This is a genomic window from Streptomyces sp. NBC_01089, from assembly GCF_045162975.1.
GTDB lineage: Bacteria > Actinomycetota > Actinomycetes > Streptomycetales > Streptomycetaceae > Streptomyces.
In genome coordinates, this window is the sequence record NZ_CP108660.1 from 734,123 (window position 1) to 758,458 (window position 24,336).

Below are 24,336 nucleotides of genomic sequence, written 5' to 3' on the forward strand. Positions count from 1 at the left end.
CCCGGTGCGGCAGCTACCCGCTCTGCTCGATCCGGAAGACCCAGGCGTACTCACCGGCGGAGCGCGCCCCCGCGGGTACGTCGATCACCAGACTGTCCCCCTTGGTGCGCCAGGTGAGCGGCCTGCGGTACCCGAGCATGGTGACCCTGTCCCCGCTGCGGATCGGCACCGGCGCCCCGACGGTGAGCGTGGCGCCCGGCCGGACCAGCGAGTGGATGTAGAACGCCTTGCCCGGCCGGACCGTGAAGCGCAGATCGTCACCGAGCTGCGGCATCCGCGCCCAGTAGGTGCTGCCGTGGATGGCCTCGCCGTTGACCTCCAGCCATTTTCCGGTCTGCCGCAGCCTGGTCTGCATGATCTCCGGGATGGTGCCGTCCGCGCGCGGCCCGATGTCGAGCAGGAAGTTGCCGTTCTTGCTCGATGTGTCGACGATCGTGTGGACGATCTCCTCCGCCGACATATACATGCTGTCGGGGGTGGCCTGGTTGTAGCCGTAGCTGTACGGATCGAGCCCCCGGCTGGCCTCCCACTTGTCGGTGACGATCTGGTCGTAGGTGGTGTACTCGGGGGTCGTGAAGTCGTGCGGTCCGATGCCGGAGCGGTTGTTGACGGCGACCCCGATCGGCCGGGCCCGGTCCTTGGCGTTGTTGTAGTACTCGGCCATCACCCGGTGGCTGTCGTTCGGCCCGCCGATGTCGCACCAGAGCAGCTCGGTGTCGTAGTTGTGGATGAGCTCCAGCATCTGCGGGGCCTGGTAGTCCTTGATGTAGTCCTTGCCCGCGGTGTAGCCGGTGTACGGGACGGGCTCCAGGGTGTACGGGTTGCGCGGCGGGTAGAGGTCCCCGCTCCAGGGGTTGTCCGGGTTGAACCACTCGGGCATCGAGAAGTACAGCCCCCGGTGCAGCTCGGGCGCGTACCGGCGGGAGGCGTCGAACAGCTCCTTGACCAGGTCGCGCCCCGGCCCCATCTTCACGGCGTTGCGGTCGGAGACCTTGGTGTCCCACAGCGCGAAGCCCTCGTGGTGCTTGGAGGTGAGGACGTGGTACTTCGCGCCGGCGTCCCGGAACAGCTCGACCCAGGAGCGTGGGTCGAACTTCTCCGCCGTGAACCGCGGGATGAAGTCGTCGTAGTTGAAGTTCTCGCCGTAGACGTCGCGATGGTGCGTGTACGTGGGGTTGCTGGGGTCCTGCATCTGGTTCCAGTACCACTCGGCGTACTGCTTGCCGACCGGCGCCCAGGCGGGCACGGAGTAGACACCCCAGTGGATGAAGATCCCGAATTTGGCGTCCTGGAACCAGTACGGCGCCCGGTGGGTGGAGAGCGAGGCGTCGGTGGCCTCGAACTCCGGTACGCCGAGGGTGAGCCTGCTCGCCGCCGCGGCCGCGTCGGACCCGCGGCCGTGTGCCACGACCCGGCCGTCGCGCGCGGTGCCGGGCTTCACCCCTGGCTTGCTGCGGATGCCGATCCGCACCCTGGCCTGGTCGCCGGGCGCGAGCCGCGGCACGCGCGCGGGGACGACCGTACGAGCGCCCTGGACGTCGACGGAGAGCGTGAGCGCGTCGGAGCCGAGCACCGCGACGGTGCCCGCGTTCACGACGGTGGCCTCGACGCTCTGGGCGCCCGAGTCGAGCAGGGCGGTGGTGGAGTGGGCGTCCCGCACGGTCAGCGCCCGGCCCTCGGCCGCGGGCTGGAGCGAGAGGGCGAAGACATGCAGTGCCGCCTTGTCAGCCTCGGCGGGACCGGTCTTCGGCAGGGTGATCCCCACCAGTTCCCGGGTGGCGTCCACCGCGAGTTCGGAGAGCCCGATGGCGACCTGGTGCTGGTCCTTCTCGCCGGACGGTGTGTAGCGGTAGGGGGCGGAGAGCGGACCGCTGCCGGTGTACCAGTCGGGTCCGCCGAGGCCGGCGGTGCCGGTGGAGCCGTCCGCGTAGTGCAGGGTCGCCTGCCCGGACGCCTCCCCGTAGCTGCACGCGACGAGGAACGATCCGGACAGATAGCGCCCCCTGGGCAGGTCCAGCCGCTGCCCGAGGGCGACGATGTTGTTCTTGGCCCCGGCGGTCGCGGCCGGGAAATCGAACGCGGTGCCGTTCAACTGGACTGCACCGGAGGGCAGTTCCTCGCCGGGGAAGGTGTAGCCGGAGCCGTCGAAGTCGCCGCCGCGGGCGTCCGCGGTATCGATGCCGTCGTTGTCGTACCACTGGTCGAGCGGTACGGGGACCGCGGCCGGGACCGCACCCCAGTCGCCCTTCGTCCGTGCGGCGGGAGCCGCCGCTGCCGCACCGGGGGGCCTGGCCCCCGGGGTGCCGGTGTCCGCGTCGGCCGTGGCCGGGGCGAGCAGGGCGGCGCCGACTGCCGCCCCCGCCGTCATTCCGAGTACATGGCGTCTTGGAAGTTCGGTCATGAGGTCCGATGATTGGAGCATGACGAGTGCCTGTCAATACACCTCACAGCGCAGAACACCGCACAGAGAAATAACCCGAGAAATAATCCCCCACCAGACATCGGATGCCTTCCCCGCCTTCTGCCGCGAACCGTCCGCCCGTCCGCTCGCGCCACGCGAACGGCCCGCTCCGGGTGCGGAGCGGGCCGTCGGGCGTGCGTGCAGCGGTCGGTCAGTCGATCCCCTGCAGGATGTGGGGCTCGGCGAGGTCGTCCTCGTAGCCGGCCAGCCGGATCGGGGCCGACCTGGCCCAGACGTCGAGATTGAGAAGCTTCTCGGGCCGGACAGTCCCGGTACGTTCTGCCGGGCGCTGCTCGCGCTTCGTGATGGTCTCTGATGTCACCGCGCACTCCTTTGTGTCGCGTAACCGCATGGACAGGGGCAGTTCGGACGCGGTGGCGCCGGTTTCCTGGCGGGACCGCGGCCGTGGTGCGTGCCTGTCCCAGGACGGGACGAGAGATTTGGTGGAACCCCATCGACTGTCCGTCCGCATCAGAGTAACCAAATGAGCGGGGTTCCGCTCGATAGGGACGACAGTCGGATGGCCAAGTTTTCTTTGCCTTCCGTTCAGAGGGACTTCCATCCGGCCATCATCGGCTCGAATCAGCCCGGCGGCACCCCGGGAAGGAGGCCGCCGGGGAGAGCCGGTGTCCCTACCAGTTCGCGGGGGCGTAGTCCTTGAGGAAGACGCTGTGCAGGTCTTCGCCCGCCTCGCCGCGCACGATGGGGTCGTAGACCCGGGCGGCGCCGTCGATCAGGTCCAGCGGCGCGTGGAATCCCTCGTCGGCGAGGCGCATCTTGTCGGGGTGCGGGCGCTCGTCGGTGATCCAGCCGGTGTCGACCGCGGTCATCAGAATGCCGTCGGACTCGAACATCTCCTGGCCGCTGGTGCGGGTCAGCATGTTCAGCGCGGCCTTGGCCATGTTGGTGTGCGGGTGGCCTGCGCCCTTGTAGCCGCGGCTGAAGACGCCCTCCATCGCGGACACGTTCACCACATAGGTCCGGCCTGCCGCCGCTGCCGCCATCGCCGGGCGCAGCCGGCTGATCAGGATGAACGGCGCCGTGGAGTTGCAGAGCTGGACTTCGAGCAGCTCGACCGCGTCGACCTCCTCGACGGTCTGGATCCAGCTGTTGGTGTCGTGCAGATCGGGCACGAGTCCGCCGGCGTCGATCGCGGTGCCCGCCTCGATCCGCGCGGGTGAGGCCGAGCCGGTGACCAGCGCGAGCTCGGCCACGTCCTGGGCGCTCAGGCCGCCGGGCCGCGCGCTGGGCAGCGAGACCTGCGCCCCGCTGCCGAAGGCGCCGATGACCTGAGACGAGGGCAGCTCGCCCGCGGGCAGGGGCGCGGTCTCGGCGGCGATCAGTTCGCTGTACGCCTGCGGGGAGCGGCGCACCGTCTGCGCGGCGTTGTTGATCAGGATGTCGAGCGGGCCGTCGGCGGCGACCGAGTCGGCGAGGGCGACGACCTGGGCGGGGTCGCGCAGATCGATGCCGACGACCTTCAGCCGGTGGATCCACTCGTCGCTGTCGGGCATCGCCTTGAAGCGGCGGACCGCGTCCTTCGGAAAGCGGGTGGTGATGGTGGTGTGGGCGCCGTCGCGCAGCAGCCGCAGCGCGATGTACATGCCGATCTTGGCCCGGCCGCCGGTGAGCAGGGCCCGCCGGCCGGTGAGGTCGGTACGGGCGTCGCGGCGCGCGCGGTTCTCCGCGGCGCAGTCGCGGCAGAGCTGGTGGTAGAAGACGTCGACCTCGACGTACCGGGTCTTGCAGATGTAGCAGGACCGCGGGCGCTGGAGTATGCCCGCGATGTCGCCCTGGGCCCGGGAGGAGGGCAGCACACCCTGTGTCTCGTCGTCGATGCGCTCGGCGGAGCCGGTCGCGGTGGCTTCCGTGACGGCCTTGTCGTGGGCGGTCTTGGCGGCGCGGCGCTCCTGGCGGCGGCGCTGCTTGACCGTGCGGTAGACCCCGGCGGTGGCGCGGCGCACCGCGACGGCGTCCGGGTGGTCGACCTCGATCTTCTCCAGCTCGTCGAGCACGCTGAGGCAGAGAGCCAGCCGCTCAGGATCGATGCCGGGACCGAATGCCTGGCTGTCCTCTGTCACCGTCATCGTCGTTCCTCTGTGTTCCCCAGCCCGAGGTCAGCAGAGCCCCAGGTCAGCAGTCGGCCATCGACCAACTGACGAAGATATACGCAGCGGAGCGGGAAGCCAAAACTGGCGACCCTACACCCTGCGGGCCCCGTCGGCGGCCCGCCCGCCTCCACCGCCCGGCGGCGGCCGGATTCCGGCCTCACACGTTCGGCCCAACACCGCGTGTTCGCCCGCTCGTTGGGCACTTTGCGGCGTAATGTCCCACTCGCGCCAATGAGTGTCATTGCGCTTCAAGAAACAGGAGAACCCCTTGTCCACAACCGCTGTCCTCCGTACCGTCCGCGGCCGGAACGTCATCGCGGGCGCAGGCGCGCTGACCACCGCCCTGACCCTCGGAGCCACCCTCATGGCAGCCGCCCCGGCCCAGGCCGCCCCGCCGCGCCCCTACGGCACGGTCACCTCCCCCACCGGCCTGATCCAGCGCATGTACCCCAGCACGGACTCGTCCGTACGGGGCTCGCTGCCGAACCACAAGCAGGTGGGCCTGCGGTGCAAGGTGCGCGCCCAGAACATCGACGGCAACACCATCTGGTACCTGCTCCGTGACTCCAACACCTGGATCTCGGCGCGCTACGTGGACAACACGGGCTACGTGAACTACTGCAAGGACGTCCAGAAGAGCAGCCGCGAGATGCTCAACTCGGTGCCGAAGGGCGCCAAGGGCTGATCAGCCCCTTCCGCCGAGCGCGTCCGGGGTGTTCGGCACCCCGGCGCGCTCAGCGCCCCGGGGTGAAGTAACCGGTGGGGCTGGTACCGAGTGCACGGCGGAACATCGCGGTGAAGGCGCTCGGTGTCGCATAACCCAGAGCGCCGGACACCGACGTGACCGCCACTCCCCTGGCGAGAAGTGTGACCGCGTGAATGAGCCTGGCCTGCTGAACCCAGCGGGCCAGGCTCATTCCCGTTGCGGCCGGGAATCTGCGCTGCAGCGTGCGCGGGCTGAGATGCGCGAAGGCCGCGGCCTCCCGCGTACGCCAGGGGGCGCCGGGGTCCCGTACGACGGCCGCGCACAGCGGCTCCAGACCCGCGTCCGCCGGGGCGGGCAGATGCAGGGCCGGGACCGGGTGCGGGGTCAGCTGGAGCAGCAGCAGCTCCATGACCTTGCCGTCGCGGCTCTCCGGTTCGTACTCCACGGGCAGCCGCGCGGCCTCCTCGATCAGTTCGCGCAGCAGCGGTGACACCGAGACGACGGTCGGCTCCCGGGGCAGGTGGGGCTGGGGCTCGATGTACAGGGTGCGCATCGCGACCGCGCCCGCGCAGCTCATCTCATGGGTCAGACCGGCCGGCACCCAGACACCGCGGGTGGCCGGGACGACCCAGGCCCCATGAGGGGTGACCACGGTGATGGCGCCGCTCGTGCCGTAGATCAGCTGGGCACGCCGGTGGTGGTGCGGCGGGATGTGGTGGCCGTCGGGCAGGTCCCTGGCCATCGCGGCCAGGGGCCGGGGAACCGACTGGTAGTCGTCGCGCAGCTCGCTCTTCCCGTACATTGGCGCATTCTCGATAGACATTGGCGTACCGGAGAAAGTATGCCAGCGGGTGCCCGCCCTAACGTCGGCCTATGTGATCGAATCCAACGTTTCCGCAGGCCAGGACGGTGCGAGCGGGGTCCGGGCCGGGCGGCTCACCCTGCTGCTCACCGCTACCAGCGCCGTCACGGCCGCCAATGTGTATCTCAGCCAGCCGCTCATGGGCGCGGCTGCGGCCTCGCTCCGGGCCGGGCCCGACGCGCTCGCCGCCGTTCCCACCGCCACCCAGCTCGGCTATGCGGCGGGCATCCTGCTGCTGGTGCCGGCCGGTGACAGCCACGACCGGCGGCGGCTGATCCTCGGGCTCGGTACGGCGTCGGCCGTCGCGCTCGCCGGGTGCGCGCTGGCGCCTTCGCTGGGCTGGCTCGTCGTCGCGGGCTTCGCGGTCGGTCTGCTGTCGCCGGTCCCGCAGCTGGTCACTCCGCTCGCCGTGGCCCTGGCGGGTGGCGGCGGGGCCGGGCCGGGCGCGGGACGGATCGTGGGCACCGTGCAGGGGGGTCTGCTGGTGGGAGTGCTGGCGTCCCGTGCCTATGCGGGCTCGCTGGCCGAACTGGCGGGCTGGCGGGCCGTGTTCGGGTGCTCCTGTCTGCTGACCCTGGCGCTGGTGCTCGTACTGCGCGGGGCCCTGCCGTACGTTCCGCCCGCCGCGGGGGCCGCCTCGTACCGCGCCACGCTCTCCTCGCTGCCGCGCCTCTTCCTGGCCCACCCGCTGGTCCGCCGGATCACCGTGTCGGGGGCGCTGGTCGGGATCGCGTTCGGCGCTTTCTGGACCACGCTGACCTTCCTGCTGGAGCAGCACTACCGCGTCGGCCCGACCGGCGTCGGGCTGTTCGGTCTTGTCGCCGCGGCCAGCGCGCTGCTCTCGCCGTTCGCGGGGCGGCTGGCCGACCGGATCGGCCGGCGCGGTGCGCTGGCGGCGCTGATCGGCCTGGTCATCGCGGGGTGGCTGATCCTGCTGCCGGGAGGCACCGGCTTCTGGTGGCTGGTGGCCGGGGTGATCGTGCTCGATGTGGGGGTCTGGGGCGGTCAGGCCGTCAGCCAGACCGTGCTGTTCACGCTGGAGCCGCGCGTCCACAGCCGTCTCAACACCCTGTACTTCACCTTCCGCTTCCTCGGGATCGCGCTGGGGTCGCTGGTGGGTTCGCTGGCCTGGGCGGCCGGCGGCTGGCCCGCGGTGGCGGGCACCGGAGCGGTCGCGGCCGTGGCCGGACTGGTCGTGGGGGTACTGCCCGCACGCGACGGGGACCGCCCGCCCCCGGGCGCCTGATCCGGCGGCGGGGGCGGGCGGCTTGCTCACAGCCTCAGTGGGTCAGTGGACGGCGGGCGGGGCAGCGGAGGCGTCCGTACCCCAGTCGGACGGCTCGGCGCCGACGTCGAAGGACAGGGTGCGGCCCGAGCGGATCTCGTCGGTGGTGAGATACGTCTTCGCGTGGGCCGTGCCGTCCACGGCCGCCGACTGGATGTACCGGTCGGTGTCCGAGGCTCCCGGCGCCTTCACCGTGAAGCCGCCGTGCGGGTAGTAGCGGCGGTCGAGCTTCAGATCGACGCGTTGGAAGGCGGGCGTCGACAGACCCCAGGTGTCGGTGCCCGGCTGGACCGGGAAGACGCCGATGGAGGACAGGACGTTCCAGGCGGACATGGTCCCCAGGTCGTCGTTGCCCGTCATACCGGTCGGGGTGTCCGTGAAGAGCGTCAGCGCGGCATGCACCACATCGGTGGTCTTCCACGGCTGGCCGGTGGAGAGATAGGTGTAAGGGGCGATCAGGTCGGGCTCGTTCTGCGGGTTGTACTTGTCCGCGTTGTAGTAGTCGTACGGGCCGTTGACCCACACGTCGGTGGCCGTCTTCGCCGGGTCGGCGAGGAGCTGGTCGTAGGCGAAGAAGGAGTCGAGGCGCTTGTTGGCCGCGTCCTTGCCGCCGATCAGGTCCACCATGCCGGACAGGTCCTGCGGAACCATCCACTGGTACTGCCAGGCCGTGCCCTCGTGGAAGCCCTCGCCCTGCGCCGGGTCGGCGGGCCCGGTGAAGTTCCCGTTCTCGTCGCGGGCCCGGAAGAAGCCAGTCGAGGGGTCGAAGATGTTGCGGTAGCTCTGGGCGCGGTCCGCGTAGCGCTTGGCGTCCGCCTTGTGCCCGAGGTCGCCGGCCATCTGGCCGAGCATCGCGTCCGAGAGCGCGTACTCCAGGGTGGCCGAAGCTCCGTGGTCGAAGTCCGAGTCACCGGGCTTCACATGGGCGCGGTCCTTGATGTACGGCGCGAAACCGTCCTTCAGATACTGGACGTTGGCCTCACGCCCGACCGCCGGGGAGTCGGCGGGCGGGGTACCGTCGGCGTTCTTCTTGAGCGCGCGGTACGCCTGCTCCTCGTACCCCTTGAGCAGCCCCTGCCGGTAGGCGTTGGTGAGGAAGGGGGTGACCGGGTCGCCCGTCATGATGTTCGTCTCGACCGTGCCGTAGCCCCACTTGGGCAGCCAGCCGCTCTGCTCGTCGATCTTCAGTACGGAGATCGCCATGTTCCGTTCCTCGCGCGGGGCGAGGAGCGAGAGGAGCTGGGTCTGGGTGCGGTAGGTGTCCCACAGCGACCAGTTCTGGTAGTAGTCGAACCCCTTGGCGCGGTGGATCTTCTGGTCCCAGCCGGTGTAGCGGCCGTCGGTGTCGCTGCCGATGTTGGGCGCGAGGAACGACCGGTAGAGCGAGGAGTAGAAGGTCCGGCGCTGGGTGTCGCTGCCGCCCTGCGCCTGCACGTCGTCCAGCCGGTCCTCCCAGCCGGCCTGTGCGGCGCGGTGGACCCGGTCGAAGCTCTTGCCGCCCTCCGCGCGCAGATTGCGGGCCGCGCCCGTCGCGTCGACGTAGCTGATGGCCGTGGTGGCCTCGACCGTGCGGTCCCTGGACGTGTCGAAGCGCACCCAGGCGCCGTTGCCGCCGGTCCCGGTGGACTTCCGGGAGCCCTGGGTGACGGTGCCGTCCTTCCAGGTGCCCGATGTGGTGAAGGGGCGGTCGAAGTGCGTGACGGTGTAGAGGGTGTACGGCTTGGTGTCCTGGCAGAAGCCGCTGCCCGTGATGGCGGTGCGGATGGTGCGGGAGTCGAGGACCTCCACCGATGTGGAGACCGTCTTGTGCAGCGACTGGCCCGCGTTCAGCAGGATGTTGGCCTTGTCCGTGGCGGGGAAGGTGTACCGCTGCACCCCGGTGCGCTGGGTGGCGGTGAGTTCGGCGGTGATGCCGGAGTCGAGGCCGACCTTGTAGTAGCCGGGGCTCGCCTTCTCGGTGTCGTGGCTGAACTTCGCCGCGTACTTGGCGTAGTCGGTCTCCGTGACGTCACCGGTGGTCGGCAGGGTCGGCAGATCGCCGCCGAGGCCGCAGCCCACGCCCGAGATATGCACGCTGGAGAAGCCGCGGATCTCGTTCTGGGCGTGGTCGTATCCGGTGTTGTGCCCGGTGTCCGGCGAGAGCTGCACCATCCCGAACGGCACCGCGGCGCCCGGGTAGGTGTTGCCCTCGTTCTCGGTGCCGATGAACGGGTTGACCAGATCGGTCAGTCGACCGCCGTGCCCGGCGCCCGCGGCTTGGGCCGCCGGCGCGGCGAGCACCCCGCCGATGAGCGCGGCGGCGGCCACGGCCGTCCCTGCGCCGCGCAGCCGTTGTGTCCAGTACATGGGTGGGAACCTCCACGGGTAAGGGGCGAACCTGGGTGTACGTGACGGTCGGGACCGGGGGCGTGCGGGTCGGGAGAAGCTGGGCCGAGGTGAGGCCGGCTTCAGGAAGGGCTGTTCAGGAGAGGCTGAGCGAGACGAGCGTGGCGTCGCCGCGCCGCCAGCCGGGGACGTCGAGCGCGACATAGCGGGCCGGGCCGTCCACGGTCAGCGTGCTCTCACGGCCGCGCCGGGAGAGTTCACCCGCCGGCCGGTAGCCGGTGCCGTCGGTGCTCAGCTCCAGGTGCGCGGCCGGGGTACGGCCGCCGGTCCACCGGGCCCGCACCGCGCTCACCGGCCGCACGGAACCGAGGTCGACGACCATCCGGCCGCCGGGACCCGGCGTCCATGAGGTGTGGCTCTGCCCGTCGACCGCGGCCGCCGGGTCCGACATTCCCGCGGGGAGCGGGGCCGTCGGGAAGGTGGTCCTGCCGAGCGCGGCATCGGTGAGCGGATAGCGGGCGGCCCCGGGGACCCTGACCTCGTACGGGCGTCCCGACCGCAGTGTCACGCGGGCGCCGCGGCCGTCCTGGGCGGTGACGGTGTACCGGCCGGACGGGCCGGTGAGCCGTACCGTGCCCGCGTCGGTCACCTCGGCCCGCAGCCCGGCGGGGACCCGTGCGCCCGAGGACGTACGGAGCGTGAGGCGCGCGGGTGCCAGGAGGGCCGCCGCCGCGCCGAGTTCGGCCGCATAGGCGGTGCCCGCCCCCGTGACGCGCTGGTCGCCGGGATAGAGGCGAACCGAGCGGGTGTCCTGCGGGAGCGTGACCGTGGTGGTGACCGGCTGCGCGGTGAGGTTGAAGAGGCTCAGCCAGCCTTCCGCGTCGCTGACCAGGACGTCGGGGCGGCCGGACGCGGGGGCGGTCCTGGCGGCGGCCGTGCGGGTCCGGTCGGCGCCGGCCGACGGGTATCCCTCCACGAGCAGCGGCTGGGCGGGGCCGTCGCAGAGGACGACCGTGTCGCCGTACACCGCGAGCGGGCTGCGCGCCCCGCGTACGACGAGTCCGGCCCGCCCGTCCACACAGAGCCAGCCGCCGGCGCTGGTGAGGTCGGGGTGCGGGTAGCGGGCCAGGTCGGTCCAGTGCTGCCCGTCGGCCGACCCCTGCACGGTGTAGGCGCGGCCGGCCGCCGCCTCCCAGCGCAGGGTGACGCGGTCGAAGCCGCGCTCGGCGCCGAGGTCGACGGTGAGCCGGCTGTCCGCGCGGGTCCGGTCGGCGCGCGACACGGCCCAGCGGGTCGTGGCGTCACCGTCGACCGCGAGCGCGGCCTCTTTGCCGGGGTCCTCGGACGACGCGGTGGCGGTGGCTCCCTGTGCCAGGTCGGTGCCCGCCGCGCCGTCCCGTACCTCGAAGGCGTACAGCGAGTATCCGTACGCGGGATCGGGGGTGATCCCCTGCATCCGGACATACCGGACCTTCCCCTTTTCCAGGGTGAGTTCATCGGTCCGCCCGGAGGCCGGAGCCGGTCCCGCGCTGTCCTGCGCGGGCACGGTGACCACGCCGTCCGCCGCGGTGTAGGTGCGGCTGCCGTCCAGTCCCGGCATGCCCGGCATGGTCAGGTTCCGCACCTCGAGATGGCCCTCCCCCGCGCCGGTGCCCGAAGTCGCGTAGACCACGGTGCCGGAGGGAAGCGTGGTCATGCCCGCGAAGCCGGAATCCAGGGTGAGCAGGCTCGCGCTTCCGTCGAAACCGTCGCGCAGCGCGCTGTACGTGACGGTGGTGCGGGCACGCACCGTGGCTCCGCTGCCGGGCAGGAACATCGGGGTGTGGCCGCTGAGCGCGAAGAGCCAGTCGTCGTGGGCGGGCTGCCAGGCGAACTTCACGAAGCCGGGCTTGGTGACGGTGGCGGCCCAGGCACCGGGCGACTGGTGGGCCAGCAGCCCGGGCCCGGTGCCGAAGTCCTTGGCGCCGCTCGCCCGCGCGAACAGTTCACGTTCGCTCAGCGGGCGCACCGGGGTGCCGGTACGGGCCCGCCACTCGTGCAGCAGATAGCTGATGGCGATCTCGGCGCGGGCCTCGGGCTCGTACTTGGGCTCCCCGGAGAACTTCGCCATCCGGTGCTCCGGCGGATACGCCTGGTACGCCAGGAGGCGCCCGGCGAGTGCGGCCTCGGCGCGGGCCGCGGACCGGTCCCCGGCGACCTGGGCGAGGAAGGCCAGCGGGATGACATCGCGGCCGTACAGATGCTCGCGGTCCTCGACCATCGGCATCAGCGGTTCGCCCGCGTCGCTCATCACCGTGAGCAGCGTGTCCCAGAGCGGGCCCGCGTTCGGCTGGGCGGTGAGGACCTCGGGCAGCGGCTGCCCGGCGGTGAGGAAGTGGGCAGCGTTGCGGCCCGATGTGCGCCAGAGTTCGGCCTGGTAGTGCGGGCCGAACGAGCCGTGGTTCTCGACGATGAAGGTGTCGTACAGATTCTGCGCGGTGTTGTCGCTGACCGGGACGCCGTCCACCCGTGCCGGGTTGGCGAGGTCGGCGGGGGGCAGCCCGGTCTCGTTGCGGCTCCACCGGCCGAACGCGGCGCGCCAGTCGCCCTGTTGGCTGTCGTGCGGCGCCCAGGCGATCCCCGGGGCGAGCGACTGGGCGTAGACGCCCATCTCCTCCAGCTTGGTGTCGCCCCGGAAACCGCCGGTGGAGCCGTGCGGGGTCCAGTCGCCGGACGCCGGGTCGTCGCCGGTGCCGAGGGCCGTCGTGTACTGGGCCTGGGCGCGGGCGATGGTGTCGACACGGCTCCGGGTCTCCTCGTCGAGGCCGGCCCAGAGCAGCCGTGCCGCGAGGATGAAGTACGACTGGAAGGTGGTGTCGAAGAAGAGCGTGCGGCCCCATTCGGTGCCGCCGGTGAGCCGGTTGGACGCGGCGAAGTGCCGGATCGTGGCGAGGGTCCGCTTCCGCAGGGTCCCCTCGTCCACCCCGGCGGCGTCCGCGTCGTAGCGGCCGCGCGTCAGCAGCAGCGCGTTGCCCAGGACGACGGCGAAGCCGAAGTCGGTGGCGGTGTAGTGGCCGGTGTCCGCCTCCCACTGGGTCTCGGACCAGCGGGTGTGGTCGAGCAGGACCCGGTAGTAGGTCTCCGCCACCGCGTCCGGATGCCGCGGATGCGCGGGTTCGGCTGCGGCGGGCGGGGCGCCCGTCACCAGTGGGGTGGCCGTCAGTGCGGCGGAGAGACCGAGGAGTTGGGCGAAACGGCGCCGGCTCAGCTCGTACGGGTGGTGGGGCAAGCCGCTCCGCCTCCTTGGACAACGTTGTCAGAACGCGATCATTGTTGGTTCCTGTCGGGCTCGCGTCAAGAGTTCCGACCGGAATGCTCCGGGTGCCCGGGGCCGCGCGCGGTCCGGGCACCCGGACAGGTCAGGAGGCCGGGCACCCTGCCGGAACCGCCTGCGACGCGTCGTGGATCAGCGCGTCCTGGGCGGCCTTGACCCGCTTCACATCGGGCTTGACGATCTTCCGGTCGTAGGTCAGCAGACCGTTCAACTCACCCTCCACATCGGAGATCTGGGTGTACACGGCGCCGTTGCTGCCCTGACAGGCCAGCTTGTGCACCTCGTCGAGCTTGGCGAGATAGTCGTCGGTGTACGTGGCCGGGTCGACCGCGACGTACGACTGCTGGACCGCCCAGGCGTGCCCGGGAACAGCCAGTCCCAGTCCGCCGTACTCACCGCTGACCAGCGCGCGTCTCCCGTCGGGTGCCGGGAGGGCCGGGCTCGGGTAGCCGTGTTCGTCGATGATGTCGCCGGTGCCGCCGTCGGCTCCCAGGTTGATGCCGGACATGCTGTTGACCAGCCGCGTCGGGTCCCACGCCTTCGCCTGGTCGGCGATGCGCGCCTCGTCGTACTGGCCCCAGCCCTCGTTGAACGTCACCCACATGACGACCGACGGATGGCTGCTGTGCTGGTCGATCATCTGCTTCATCTCGTGTTCGTACTCGGTGCGTGCGGCCGGCGACGGGTTGGTGCCCGCCTCCATGGCCGGCATGTCCTGCCACACCATCAGACCGAGCTTGTCCGCCCAGTAGAACCAGCGGTCCGGTTCGACCTTGATGTGCTTGCGGACCGCGTTGAAGCCCATCGCCTTGTGCATCTTCAGGTCGTACGCGAGGGCTTCGTCGGTCGGCGCTGTGTACAGGCCGTCCGGCCAGAACCCCTGGTCGAGGGTGGCCATCATGAAGACCGGCTTGCCGTTGAGCACGGTGCGCGGCGTGCCGTTGACCTTCTCGACCGCGATGGAGCGCATCCCGAAGTAGCTGCCGACCCGGTCCGAGCCGACGGTGACCTTGAGCTGGTAGAGATGCGGGTCGTCGGCCGACCAGAGGTGCGGCTTGGGCACCGGGACGTTCAGCGCCTTACCGGTACGGCCGGTGGCGGTGCCCACCTTGCGCTTCCCGTCGTACGCGGTGGCCGTGACGGGCACCCCGGCGCGGACGCCCTGCACGTCGACGGCGACCTTCTGCGCCGCGACGTCCGGCGTGAGCTTGAGCGAGTCCGCGTGGTCGGCCGCGACCGGCTCCATCCACACGGTCTGCCAGATACCGGACGACGGGGTGTACCAGATGCCGCTCGGGTCCTGGCGCTGCTTGCCCATCGGCGGGTTCTCGCCGCCCTTGGTGTCGGTCGGGTCGTAGACGCCGACGATCACCTCCTGGGTGCGGCCCGGCTTCAGCGCGTCGGTGATGTCCGCGCTGAACTTGTCGTAGCCGCCCTTGTGTTCGGTGACCTTGGTGCCGTTGACGTACACATCGGCCTGCCAGTCGACCGCGCCGAAGTTGAGCTGGAGCCGCTTGCCCGAGCCGACCTTCCAGCCCTTGGGCACGGTGAACGTACGCCGGTACCACATCCGGTCCTCGTGCCGCTCCACCCCGGAGAGCTGCGACTCCACCGGGTACGGCACCAGGATCTTCTCCGCCAGCTTCTTGCCGACCGGCGGCTTCTCGCCCGCCTTGGCCGCGGCGAACTGCCAGCTGCCGTTGAGGTTCTGCCAGTCGTCCCGGGTGAGCTGGGGCCTCGGGTACTCGGGGTGCGCGTGGGAGGAGCTGACGTCGTCGGCCCACTTGGTGCGCAGTTCGTACTCGGAGTTGTTGGCGCCGCTCGACCAGAAGGATCCGACCGCCTTGCCGTCCCGGCCCTTCAGTCCGCCCTGTCCGTCGTAGCGGATGTCCGCGAGACCGTTGGCACCGCCGCCCTTCTTGCCGACGACCGGCTCCTTGAGCGCGACGGTGAGGCTGTGCGCGTCGGACGGGTCGGCCTTGACGGCGCCCAGCGGCCAGGTCGCGCCGCCGATCTCGGCGTCGAGATGGCCCGCGAGGCCGGCGGGCGGAGGCGCGAGCTGCTGCGCGAAGTCGAGCTTGAGGGTGCGGCCGGACTTCTGGACGGTGGCGGCGATGGCCCCGTCGTAGTCGTACCCGTCCGGCAGCCGGAACGCGGACTGCGGGACCGGTGTCTTGGTGCCGCCCGGCGGGGTCCACTTCAGATGGAGGTCGGAACCGCCCTCGTGCTCGAAGTACTCGACCTTGATGTCGTACGCCTTGCCCGCGGTCAGCTCGACCGGCTGGGAGGTCTGTTCCTTCTCCCAGTCGTCGACCCAGTGGTCGATGACGGGTTTCCCGTCGATCCAGAGGCGGAAACCGTTGTCGCCGATCATCGAGAACGTGTGGGCGCCGGTCTTCTCCGGGACGATCTTCCCGGTCCAGCGGACGCTGTCGTTGTCCGACTGCCCGGTGGCCGACTGGAGACGTGACTCCAAGGTGGGGAAGTCGATGTCGGGGTCGAACCCGGTGGCCTTGAGCTGCCCGAAGTCGAAGGCGCCCGGGGCCGATTGGGTGTAGTACTCCCCCTTCAGACCATGGGCGGTGACAGTGGACGCGCGGGGTGCGGACGCGGCCGGAGCGGGTGTGGACGCGGCCGAAGCGGCCGGCATCGCGGAGAGCCCCGCGAAGCCGGTGACGGCGGCGAGGAGTAGGGCCAGATTTCTTCTGGTGCGCACGGATCCTCCTTTGGTGAGGAAGGGTGGCGGCTCGTTGCAACAGTCTGTACAACGTTGGAAGGAACGGCAGTTGGCATGACAGCACGACTCCTGCCTGCTGTCCAGGGCATGACCACTCGGAGGGGAGACTCAGTGGGCGTAAGCCTCAAGGACGTCGCCGGGCTCGCGGGCGTCTCGATCAAGACCGTCTCGAACGTGGTGAACAACTACCAGCACGTCACACCCGCGATGCGGGCCCGGGTGCAGGCGGCGATCGACGAGCTCGGTTACGTACCGAACCTCACCGCACGCCACCTGCGGAAAGGCCGGACGGGCATCCTTGCCCTCGCCGTGCCCGAGCTGGGCAACCCGTACTTCGCGGAACTCGCGGGGGCCGTCATCGACGCGGCGGCCGAGCACGACTACACGGTGCTGCTCGACCACACCAGGGGCGAGCGCGAACAGGAGATCCTGGTCAGCCAGGGGTTCCGGGGACGGGTCATCGACGGGCTGATCCTCTCCCCCATCGAGCTGGAGGCCGAGGACCTGCGCAGCAGGAGCCACGACGCCCCGTTGGTGCTGCTCGGCGAGCGTGAGTACGACCTGCCGTACGACCACATCGCGATCGACAACGTCGCGGCGTCCCGCCGGGCGGTGCGGCATTTGATCGGGCTCGGCCGCACCCGTATCGCGTATCTCGGCGCGCGCACCGACCGCATCAACTTCCCCGCCCAGCTGCGTCTTCGCGGCTGGCGCGATGAGCTGACCGCCGCCGGGCTGCCGGCGCCCGACACACTGGTGGCGCCGACGAGCGGCTGGGACCGCGGGGACGGGGCGCAGGCGATGGCCTGGCTGCTGGACTCGGGGCAGCGGCCCGACGCCGTCTTCGCCTATAACGACCTGGTCGCGGTCGGTGCGATGCGGGTGCTGTCGGAGCGGGGGCTGCGGGTGCCGTGGGACGTCGCGGTGGTGGGGTTCGACGACATCGCGGAGGGCCGGTTCGGCGCGGTCACCCTCACCACCGTCTCGCCGGACAAGCAGTCCATCGCGCGGCTCGCGGTGGAGTCGGTCATCGGGGGCCTCCAGGGCCCGGAAAAGGGTGCTGAGACGGGCCCTGACCGGCGGTCCGAGCAGCCGGCCGACGGGCCCGCCGGGCGTGAACTCATCGCCGAATTCCGGCTGGTGGAGCGGGAGAGCACGCTGGGGCGCCGGTGACGCGGTACCGGGACCCGTATCGGCACCGCTGTCGGCACCGGCATCGGCACCGGTATCGGTTGTCAGGTACGCGAAGGGTTTACAGGACCCTTCTAACGTTGTAAAAAGTGCCCCGGAACGCTGAGTCGACTCGTACGAGCCCGCCTCCCGTGCCTCGTAGCCACGGGCCTGCGCCAAATCTGGGGACGCCATGAATCCGACCATGCTCCTTCGACGTACCACCAGCAAAGCCCTTCTCGCCACCGGCCTCGCCGCGAGCCTTGCGCTCGCGTCCGGCTGCGCCAAGTCCGAGGACGACGGTGCCAAGGACACCTCCGCGTCGTCCGGCAAGGGCGATTCGGGCCAGGTCGTCGCCACTCCGTCCGCGGGCGACGCCAAGAGCTGCACGATCAGCCAGTTCGGCGGCAAGAAGCTCGACATCAAGGGCGCGACCATCGGTTTCTCGCAGTCCGAGAAGGAGGCCAACCCCTTCCGGATCGCCGAGACCGCGTCCATGAAGGCCGAGGCCAAGAAGCGCGGCCTGAAGCTGCTCACCGCCAACGCCCAGTCGCAGTTCTCGAAGCAGATCAGCGATGTCCAGGACCTGTTGGCCAAGGGCGCCGACCTGCTCGTCATCGCCCCGCTGAACTCGGACGGCTGGGGCCCGGTGCTCCGTACGGCGCGGGCGAAGCACATCCCGATCGTCACCGTGGACCGCAAGATCAACGCCACTCCGTGCAAGGACTATGTGAGCTTCATCGGCTCCGACTTCGTCCAGCAGGGCAAGCGGGCGGCCGACCGGATGATCGCGTCGACCGGTGGCAAGGGGAAGCTCGCCATTCTGCTGGGCTCCGCGGGGAACAACGTCACCACCGAACGCACCAAGGGGTTCAAGGACGAGCTGAAGGCGAAAGCCCCCGGGCTCAAGGTGGTCTTCGAGCAGACCGGTGACTTCGTCCGCGAGAAGGGCCAGCAGGTCACGGAGCAGCTCATCCAGTCGAATCCCGATATCGCCGGGATCTACGCGGAGAACGACGAGATGGGCCTCGGCGCCGTCAACGCGCTCAAGGGAGCGGGCAAGAAGGCCGGCGCGGTGAAGATCGTGACGGTGGACGGCACACGCAACGGCGTCCAGCAGATCGTGGACGGCTGGATGAGCGGCGACGTGGAGTCCAACCCGCGCTTCGGGCCGCTCGCCTTCGAGACGCTCGACAACTTCACCAAGGGCCAGCCGGTCGCGCAGGACATCATCATCCAGGACAGCGAGTACAGCAAGGACAACGCCAAGTCCGACATCGGCAAGGCGTTCTGAGCATGGGGGCGCCGGAACCGCCGGTGCTGTCCGTCACCGGTCTGACCAAGACATTCCCGGGCGCCCGTGCGCTCGACGGGGTGGACTTCGCGGTGCGGCCCGGTGAGGTCCATGCGCTGATCGGTGAGAACGGCGCCGGGAAGTCCACCCTCATCAAGGTGCTGACCGGCGTCTACCGGCCCGACGAAGGGGAGTTGACCTACCGCGGTGAGGCGGTCTCCTTCGCCACGCCGCTCGCCGCGCAGCACGCCGGGATCTCCACCATCTACCAGGAGGTGAACCTGGTCCCGCTGCTGAGCGTGGCCCGCAACCTCTTCCTGGGCCGCGAACCCCGTAACCGTATCGGGCTGATCGACTTCCGCCGGATGCACCGTGAGGCGGACGAGGCGCTCCGCTCGCTGGGCGTACGGACCGATGTGCGCAGACCGTTGCGTTCACTCGGCGTCGGCACCCAGCAGATGGTGGCGCTGGCCCGCGCGGTCTCGGTCGACGCGCGGGTCGTCATCATGGACGAGCCGACGTCCTCGCTCGAACCTGCCGAGGTCAGGACCCTGTTCGGGGTGATCCGGATGCTGCGCGAGCGCGGGATCGCGGTGATCTACGTCAGTCACCGCCTCGAGGAGCTGTACGAGGTCTGCGACACGGTCACCGTGCTGCGGGACGGCAAGGTCGTGCACAGCGGGCCGATCGCCGAGCTGGACCGGCTGCGGCTGGTCTCGCTGATGCTCGGGCGTGAGATGGGCGAGGTACGCAGCGAGGGCCTCACCAAGTTCACCGGAGGCCATGCGGATGACGCGGAACCCGTGCTGCTGGCGGAGGAGTTGACGGTCCGCCATGTCCTGAGCGATGTGTCGGTGGCCATCCGGCCCGGTGAGGTCGTCGGGCTCGGCGGGCTGCTCGGCTCGGGCCGCAGCGAGACCGCCAAGGCCATCGCGGGCGCGCTGGCGCCCGACGCGGGCCGGGTGCGCGTCGCGGGCGGCGCCGTCCGTACCGGATCCACCCCGGCGGCCATCAGGGCGGGCATCAGTCTGCTGCCCGAGGACCGCAAGGCCGAGGGCATCGTGCCGGGCCTTTCGGTCCGGGAGAACATCGCGCTCGCCGCGCTGCCGGGGCTCTCGCGCTTCGGTCTGGTCGACGAGAAACGTATCGACAGCATCGTGGAGACGTTCATGGCGCGGCTGCGGATCAAGGCCGCGAGCCCGCACCAGAAAGTGGGCGAACTCTCCGGCGGCAACCAGCAGAAGGTGCTGCTCGCCCGCTGGCTGGCCATGCGGCCCAAGGTGCTGCTGCTCGACGAGCCGACGCGGGGCATCGACGTCGGCGCCAAGGCCGAGGTGCAGAAACTCATCGACGAACTCGCCCGGGACGGACTGGCCGTGCTGCTGATCTCGTCCGACATGGAGGAGCTGATCGAGGGCTCCGACCGGGTGGTCGTCCTGCGGGACGGCGCCGTCGTGGCGGAGCTGTCCGGTGACGCCGTCACCGGGGAGCAGTTGCTCCGGGCCATCGCCGCGAAGGGCGGGGACCATGACTGACCTGGCGCTGCGGCGCACTTCGTACGACCGCGACCGGCTGCTGCGGCTCCTCCAGGAGTACGGGGTGTACGCCGGCGTGGCCGTGCTGATCCTGGCCAATATCGCCTTCACGCCGCACTTCCTGTCCGCGGAGAACTTCCGCACCCAGGCCGTGCAGGTCGCACCCGTCCTCATCGTGGCGCTCGGGATGGCGCTGGCGATCGGCAGTGAGGGCGTCGACCTCTCCGTGGGCTCGGTGATGGCGCTCTCGACCTCGCTGGTCTCGCTCTATCTCGGTTACGGGGTGTGGATCGCGCTCATCACGGCCGTCGTCGGCGGGATCGTGGTGGGGGTGGCCAACGGTGCGCTGATCGCGTTCATCGGTGTGCAGCCCATCGTCGCGACACTGGCGCTGATGGTCGCCGGGCGCGGACTCGCCCTCGTGCTGCTCCCCCAGCTGAAGGACATCCACGACCCCGGTATGGCGTCGCTCGGCTCGGGGGCCGTGCTCGGCATCCCGTACCTGGTGCTGATCGCGGCCGCCCTGGCGCTGATCGTCGCGTTCACCGTGCGGCGTACGACCTTCGGCAGGCAGCTGCTGGCCATCGGTGACAGCCGGCCGGCCGCGCGGCTGGCCGGGCTTCCGGTGCGGCGGGTGCTGATCCTGGTCTATGTCTGCTCCGGGGTGCTGGCCGCCGTCGCGGGCGTCCTCGCGTCGGCGCGGCTGCAGGCCAGCGATCCGACCTCGCTCGGCACTCTGATGGAACTCTCCGCGATCACCGCGGTGGTCGTCGGCGGTACGCCGCTGAGCGGCGGCCGCGTCAGGATCGGCGGCACCGTGGCGGGGGCCGTCCTCATCCAGCTGCTCACCGCCACGCTCATCAAGCACGATCTGCCGCCGTCCTGGACGCAGATCGCTCAGGCCGTGGTGATCGTGCTCGCGGTGTACGCGGCACGGGAACGGGGGAAGCCGTGACCGCCGTGCAGACCATCGGAACCGGTCGGCCGACCGGAGGGGACGAGCCGGACGGACCGGCCCGCGGGGAACGGATCAGCGCCGTCGCGCAGCAGCACGGCGCCCTGGTGACGCTGGTCGTCGCCGTGATCGCGGCCTCGCTGAGCTTCGACACCTTCCTCACCGCCGACAACCTCGGCAACATGGCCGTCTCATCGGCCTTCCTCGCCGTCGTCGCCCTCGGTATGACCTTCGTGATCATCACGGGCGGGATCGATCTGTCGGTGGGCTCGCTCTTCGCGCTCGGAGGTGTGCTCGGCGCCTGGGGCTCGCGGTACGGGACCCTGGTGGCGCTGCTCCTCCCGGTGGCGGTCTGCGGGCTGATCGGCCTGGTCAACGGGTTGCTGATCGCTCGGGCCCGGCTTGCCCCGTTCATCGTGACCCTCGCCTCCCTGCTCGCCGCGCGCGGCATTCTGCTGGCGATCACCCATGAGGGCGCGACGACCTACCTGGTCGACGACACGTCGTTCTTCGCCCACCTCGGCCAGGACAAGCTGCTCGGCGTCGGGGTGCCGGTCTGGATCACCGTGGTGCTCTTCGTGCTGGGCGCGGTCGTGCTGCGGCGCAGCCGCTTCGGCCAGTATGTGTACGCGGTCGGCGGGAACGAGGACGCGGCCGCGCTGATGGGCGCCCCCGTCGCCCGTACGAAGACCACCGTGTACGCGCTCTCCGGGGTCTGCGCGGGGCTCGCGGGCGCGCTCAACGCCGCCTGGCTGGTCTCCGGTGTCACCATTCTCGGCTCGGGCATGGAGCTGGAGGCGATCTCGGCCGTGGTCATCGGCGGGACCCTGCTGACCGGCGGCTTCGGCTTCATCAGCGGTTCGCTGGTCGGGGTGCTGCTGCTGAAGGTCATCCAGAACGTCATCAACCAGATCGGCTCGCTGGACTCCGCGTATCAGCAGGTGGTCAGCGGTGCCTTCCTGGCGGCCGTGGTCATTGCCCAGACCTGGCTGGGCAGGCGCCGCAGGATGCTGTGACGCCGTCCGGTGCGGGGCCGCGCACCGGACGGATTCGGGCCGCCCGCACGACCGCCGCGAGTACTACGTGGCGTGCAGCCGTGTACTGCTCTGGTAGTACGAAGGATTCGGTGCCTGGGTACGACGACATTCCGGCCGAAAGGAGAGATCGTTGAAACATGAGTGCCCTCGCGCTGTCCGTGCTGCTGTCGCTGGTCTCCGCGGTCGCGTACGCGGCCGGGGCCATCGTGCAGGAACGCGTCGCCGCGGCCACCCCCGGCAGCCCGTACGCACCCTTGCGTCACGGCGGCTGGTGGGCCGCGATGACGCTGAACGGCGTCGGAGCGGGCCTGCATGTGATCGCCCTGGCCTACGGGCCGCTGAGCCTGGTGCAGCCGCTGGGCGCGCTGACCATCGTCTTCGCGCTCCCGATGGCCGCCGTGTTCGTACGGCGCAGGGCGGGCGCCGCCGCCTGGCGCGGCGCGATCATGGCGACCGTGGGTCTGGCCGGGCTGCTCGCGCTGACCGGCGGCGCTGACAACAGCACCTTGCCGGGCGGTGAGCGGACCGTACTGGCGCTGGCGACCTTCGGCGGGATCGCGGTGCTCTTCCTGGTCGCCCTGCGGGTGCGCAAGCCGGTCGTGCGGAGCATCGTGCTGGCGACGGCGGCCGGTGTGGCCTTCGGCGCCGCCTCCGTCTTCACCAAGACCGTCGCCGTGGACCTGACCTCGCACGCGCCGACCGCGGAGTGGCTGAGCCTGCTGGCGATCGCCGGGTTCGCGGGGACCGGGGTGCTGCTCTCGCAGGCGTCGTACCGGGGAGCCGGACTCGCGGCGCCGCTGGCCACCGTCACCGTCGTCAATCCGGTCCTGGCGGCGGCGATCGGGGTCACGCTCTTCGGCGAGGAGTTCCGTTACGGGGTGACCGGTGAGGTGCTGGCGCTCGCCTGCGGCGTCGTGGCGGCGGGCGGGCTGATCCTGCTGACGACGGAGCGGCTCTCCGCGGACCGGCCGCACTCCGGGAAGCAGGGCGGTTCCGGGGAGCGGAGCGGTTCCGAAGAGCAGCACGGACCCGGGGAGCGGAGCGGTTCCAAGGAGCAGCACGGACCCGGCGAGCAGCGCGGACCCGGGGAGCAGCGCGGCTCACAGGACCGGCCGGCCGCGGCCCAGGTCCCGCCACCCGGCGGGCCGTCGCCGCACCTGGTGGCGGCGCCCGCGCGGCGGCCGAGGAAGGGCGATCAGACGGCGACGCCGCCCGCCCTCAGATAGGCCAGCGGGTCGATGTCGCTGCCGTAGTCCGGCCCGGTCCGCGCCTCGAAGTGCAGATGCGGGCCGGTGGCGTTCCCCGTGGCCCCTGAGCGGGCGATGCGCTGCCCCTGCCGGACGTTCTGGCCCATCCGGACCGTCAGTGCGGACAGATGGGCGTACTGGGTGTACCGGCCGTCGGCGTGCCGGATGACCACCTGGTAGCCGTAGGCCCCGCCCCAGCCCGCGGCGACCGCCTTGACCGAAGTACCGGTCGGGACCGGGAAGTCGATGCCCGTGTGGTGGCCGCTCGACCAGGAACCGCCGGAGGCGCGGTACGCCGTGGTGTGGTGCCCTGGCACGGGCGCGACCAGGGCGGATGTTGCGGCGGCCGGCGCGGTGGTGTGGCGCTTGGCGGGCGGCGCCGTGGCGTGGTGCTGCGCGGGCGGCGCCGTCCGGTGGGGTTTCGGGTGCGCTGCTGCCGTGTGTCCGGCGGAAGGGGCCGCGTGTCCGGCAGGGGCGGCTGTGTGTCCGGCGCCGGCCTTCTTCTGCTGCTGCCCGCCGATGGTCAGGCGCTGGCCGGGAATGATCAGGTCGGGGTCGGCGCCGACCACCGTACGGTTCCCCTCGTACAGCCGCTGCCAGCCGCCGTCGACCTTCTCGGCCTCGGCGATCCCGGAGAGCGAGTCACCGCTGACCACCGTGTAGGCGTCGGGGTGCGCGGCGCGAGCGGCGGCCGCCGGTCTCGCGGATTCCGGGTGACTCGCGGATGCGGGGTGCGGGGTGTGCTGCGGCTCCGCGGTCCTGGGCTTCGGTGCCGCTTCGCGCCCCGCCGCCTTCGGAGTCCCGGTCCGTCCGGCGGGCCGCGGCGCGGCGGCGTCCCTGCTGAGCCCGGCCCGTACCGAGCAGACCGGCCAGGCGGTGGGCCCCTGCGCCCTGAGCACCTTCTCGGCGACCGCGATCTGCTGCCGCTCGTTCGCCAGGTCCGCCCGCGGTGCGTACACGCCACCGCCGTACGCCTGCCAGGTGGACCGGCTGAACTGGAGCCCGCCGTAGTAGCCGTTGCCCGTGTTGATCTGCCAGTCGCCGGTCGATTCGCAGCGCGCCACCTTGTCCCAGACGTCCACCGAAGCCGCGCCGGCCGATCCGGCCGTGAGCAGCGGCAGCGCGAGTCCGGCGCCGCCGGCGGTGACGGCGAGCGAGGCACGGTTGATCCGGCTCGGCTCATAACGGCGATGACGACCGGATGCGGCCATGACGGCTCCCCCACTCGCGTGTCGGACACGCCCTCCGGGCACGTCGCAGGGCGCAAAAGTAAGGCGGTTGTGGAGGGAATGACAAGA

At 70.9% G+C, this 24,336-nt stretch carries 16 protein-coding genes; 8 read left to right on the plus strand and 8 right to left on the minus strand.

Annotated elements, in window-relative coordinates:
- Nucleotides 1–13: 13 nt before the first annotated feature.
- The 3 genes from OG510_RS03345 to OG510_RS03355 form a co-directional block, all read right to left on the minus strand.
- The gene (locus OG510_RS03345; RefSeq protein WP_406135138.1) at nucleotides 14–2,401 is read right to left on the minus strand and encodes an alpha-L-fucosidase; all 2,388 of its coding nucleotides are present in this window, start codon (nucleotides 2,399–2,401) and stop codon (nucleotides 14–16) included.
- A gap of 211 nt (nucleotides 2,402–2,612) precedes the next feature.
- Complete coding sequence (locus OG510_RS03350; RefSeq protein ID WP_203600357.1) at nucleotides 2,613–2,813, minus strand: hypothetical protein; 201 nt, start codon at nucleotides 2,811–2,813, stop codon at nucleotides 2,613–2,615.
- A 280-nt stretch (nucleotides 2,814–3,093) separates the two neighbouring features.
- Entirely contained in the window at nucleotides 3,094–4,548 is a 1,455-nt protein-coding gene (locus OG510_RS03355; protein ID WP_406135139.1) for an SDR family NAD(P)-dependent oxidoreductase, read from the minus strand.
- 292 nt (nucleotides 4,549–4,840) lie between these two features.
- Here OG510_RS03355 and OG510_RS03360 point away from each other — a divergent pair, with 292 nt between their 5' ends.
- A complete protein-coding gene (locus OG510_RS03360) occupies nucleotides 4,841–5,257 on the plus strand; it encodes an SH3 domain-containing protein (RefSeq protein WP_406135141.1) in 417 nt (138 codons plus the stop codon).
- Nucleotides 5,258–5,306: 49 nt separating this feature from the next.
- On the opposite strand, the gene OG510_RS03365 is transcribed toward OG510_RS03360, so the two are convergent.
- On the minus strand, nucleotides 5,307–6,080 hold the full coding sequence (locus OG510_RS03365; protein WP_406135142.1) for a helix-turn-helix domain-containing protein: 774 nt from the start codon (nucleotides 6,078–6,080) through the stop codon (nucleotides 5,307–5,309).
- A gap of 73 nt (nucleotides 6,081–6,153) precedes the next feature.
- Between OG510_RS03365 and OG510_RS03370 the strand changes: the two genes are divergently transcribed.
- Nucleotides 6,154–7,386, plus strand: a complete 1,233-nt coding sequence (locus OG510_RS03370; protein WP_406135143.1) for an MFS transporter — start codon at nucleotides 6,154–6,156, stop codon at nucleotides 7,384–7,386.
- A gap of 42 nt (nucleotides 7,387–7,428) precedes the next feature.
- Here the strand turns inward: OG510_RS03370 and OG510_RS03375 are convergent, their stop codons facing one another.
- From OG510_RS03375 to OG510_RS03385, 3 genes are all read right to left on the minus strand, one after another.
- Nucleotides 7,429–9,771: a GH92 family glycosyl hydrolase gene (locus OG510_RS03375; protein ID WP_406135144.1), complete on the minus strand. Its 2,343-nt coding sequence runs from the start codon at nucleotides 9,769–9,771 to the stop codon at nucleotides 7,429–7,431.
- Nucleotides 9,772–9,886: 115 nt separating this feature from the next.
- Nucleotides 9,887–13,018, minus strand: coding sequence for a discoidin domain-containing protein (locus OG510_RS03380; RefSeq protein ID WP_406135145.1), 3,132 nt, complete (start codon nucleotides 13,016–13,018; stop codon nucleotides 9,887–9,889).
- Between the two features lie 130 nt (nucleotides 13,019–13,148).
- Entirely contained in the window at nucleotides 13,149–15,779 is a 2,631-nt protein-coding gene (locus OG510_RS03385; RefSeq protein ID WP_406135146.1) for a PA14 domain-containing protein, read from the minus strand.
- Between the two features lie 132 nt (nucleotides 15,780–15,911).
- On the opposite strand from OG510_RS03385, the gene OG510_RS03390 reads away from it, so the two are divergent.
- From OG510_RS03390 to OG510_RS03415, 6 genes are all read left to right on the plus strand, one after another.
- The gene (locus OG510_RS03390) at nucleotides 15,912–16,973 is read left to right on the plus strand and encodes a LacI family DNA-binding transcriptional regulator (RefSeq protein ID WP_406135147.1); all 1,062 of its coding nucleotides are present in this window, start codon (nucleotides 15,912–15,914) and stop codon (nucleotides 16,971–16,973) included.
- A gap of 202 nt (nucleotides 16,974–17,175) precedes the next feature.
- Entirely contained in the window at nucleotides 17,176–18,264 is a 1,089-nt protein-coding gene (locus OG510_RS03395) for an ABC transporter substrate-binding protein (RefSeq protein WP_406135148.1), read from the plus strand.
- Between the two features lie 23 nt (nucleotides 18,265–18,287).
- Nucleotides 18,288–19,799 carry a sugar ABC transporter ATP-binding protein gene (locus OG510_RS03400; RefSeq protein ID WP_406142291.1) on the plus strand — a complete coding sequence of 504 codons (1,512 nt, stop codon included), beginning with the start codon at nucleotides 18,288–18,290 and terminating at the stop codon, nucleotides 19,797–19,799.
- Nucleotides 19,792–20,754 carry an ABC transporter permease gene (locus OG510_RS03405; RefSeq protein ID WP_406135150.1) on the plus strand — a complete coding sequence of 321 codons (963 nt, stop codon included), beginning with the start codon at nucleotides 19,792–19,794 and terminating at the stop codon, nucleotides 20,752–20,754. The genes OG510_RS03400 and OG510_RS03405 overlap by 8 nt, the downstream gene beginning before the upstream one ends.
- A 5-nt stretch (nucleotides 20,755–20,759) precedes the next feature.
- Nucleotides 20,760–21,770, plus strand: a complete 1,011-nt coding sequence (locus tag OG510_RS03410) for an ABC transporter permease (protein ID WP_406142292.1) — start codon at nucleotides 20,760–20,762, stop codon at nucleotides 21,768–21,770.
- A gap of 158 nt (nucleotides 21,771–21,928) precedes the next feature.
- The gene (locus tag OG510_RS03415; RefSeq protein WP_406135151.1) at nucleotides 21,929–23,017 is read left to right on the plus strand and encodes a DMT family transporter; all 1,089 of its coding nucleotides are present in this window, start codon (nucleotides 21,929–21,931) and stop codon (nucleotides 23,015–23,017) included.
- Here the strand turns inward: OG510_RS03415 and OG510_RS03420 are convergent.
- Nucleotides 22,987–24,249 (minus strand): transglycosylase family protein, encoded by a 1,263-nt coding sequence (locus OG510_RS03420; protein WP_406135152.1) that lies wholly within the window; start codon nucleotides 24,247–24,249, stop codon nucleotides 22,987–22,989. The genes OG510_RS03415 and OG510_RS03420 overlap by 31 nt on opposite strands.
- Nucleotides 24,250–24,336 lie beyond the last annotated feature (87 nt).

What these genes read in the sequence shown, in the direction of transcription:
- OG510_RS03345 (WP_406135138.1), bottom strand. Translation starts at nt 2,401, where the DNA reads ATGACCGAACTTCCAAGACGCCATGTACTCGGAATGACGGCGGGGGCG.
- OG510_RS03350 (WP_203600357.1), bottom strand. Translation starts at nt 2,813, where the DNA reads ATGCGGTTACGCGACACAAAGGAGTGCGCGGTGACATCAGAGACCATC.
- OG510_RS03355 (WP_406135139.1), bottom strand. Translation starts at nt 4,548, where the DNA reads ATGACGGTGACAGAGGACAGCCAGGCATTCGGTCCCGGCATCGATCCT.
- OG510_RS03365 (WP_406135142.1), bottom strand. Translation starts at nt 6,080, where the DNA reads ATGTACGGGAAGAGCGAGCTGCGCGACGACTACCAGTCGGTTCCCCGG.
- OG510_RS03375 (WP_406135144.1), bottom strand. Translation starts at nt 9,771, where the DNA reads ATGTACTGGACACAACGGCTGCGCGGCGCAGGGACGGCCGTGGCCGCC.
- OG510_RS03395 (WP_406135148.1), top strand. Translation starts at nt 17,176, where the DNA reads ATGCTCCTTCGACGTACCACCAGCAAAGCCCTTCTCGCCACCGGCCTC.
- OG510_RS03405 (WP_406135150.1), top strand. Translation starts at nt 19,792, where the DNA reads ATGACTGACCTGGCGCTGCGGCGCACTTCGTACGACCGCGACCGGCTG.
- OG510_RS03415 (WP_406135151.1), top strand. Translation starts at nt 21,929, where the DNA reads ATGAGTGCCCTCGCGCTGTCCGTGCTGCTGTCGCTGGTCTCCGCGGTC.
- OG510_RS03420 (WP_406135152.1), bottom strand. Translation starts at nt 24,249, where the DNA reads ATGGCCGCATCCGGTCGTCATCGCCGTTATGAGCCGAGCCGGATCAAC.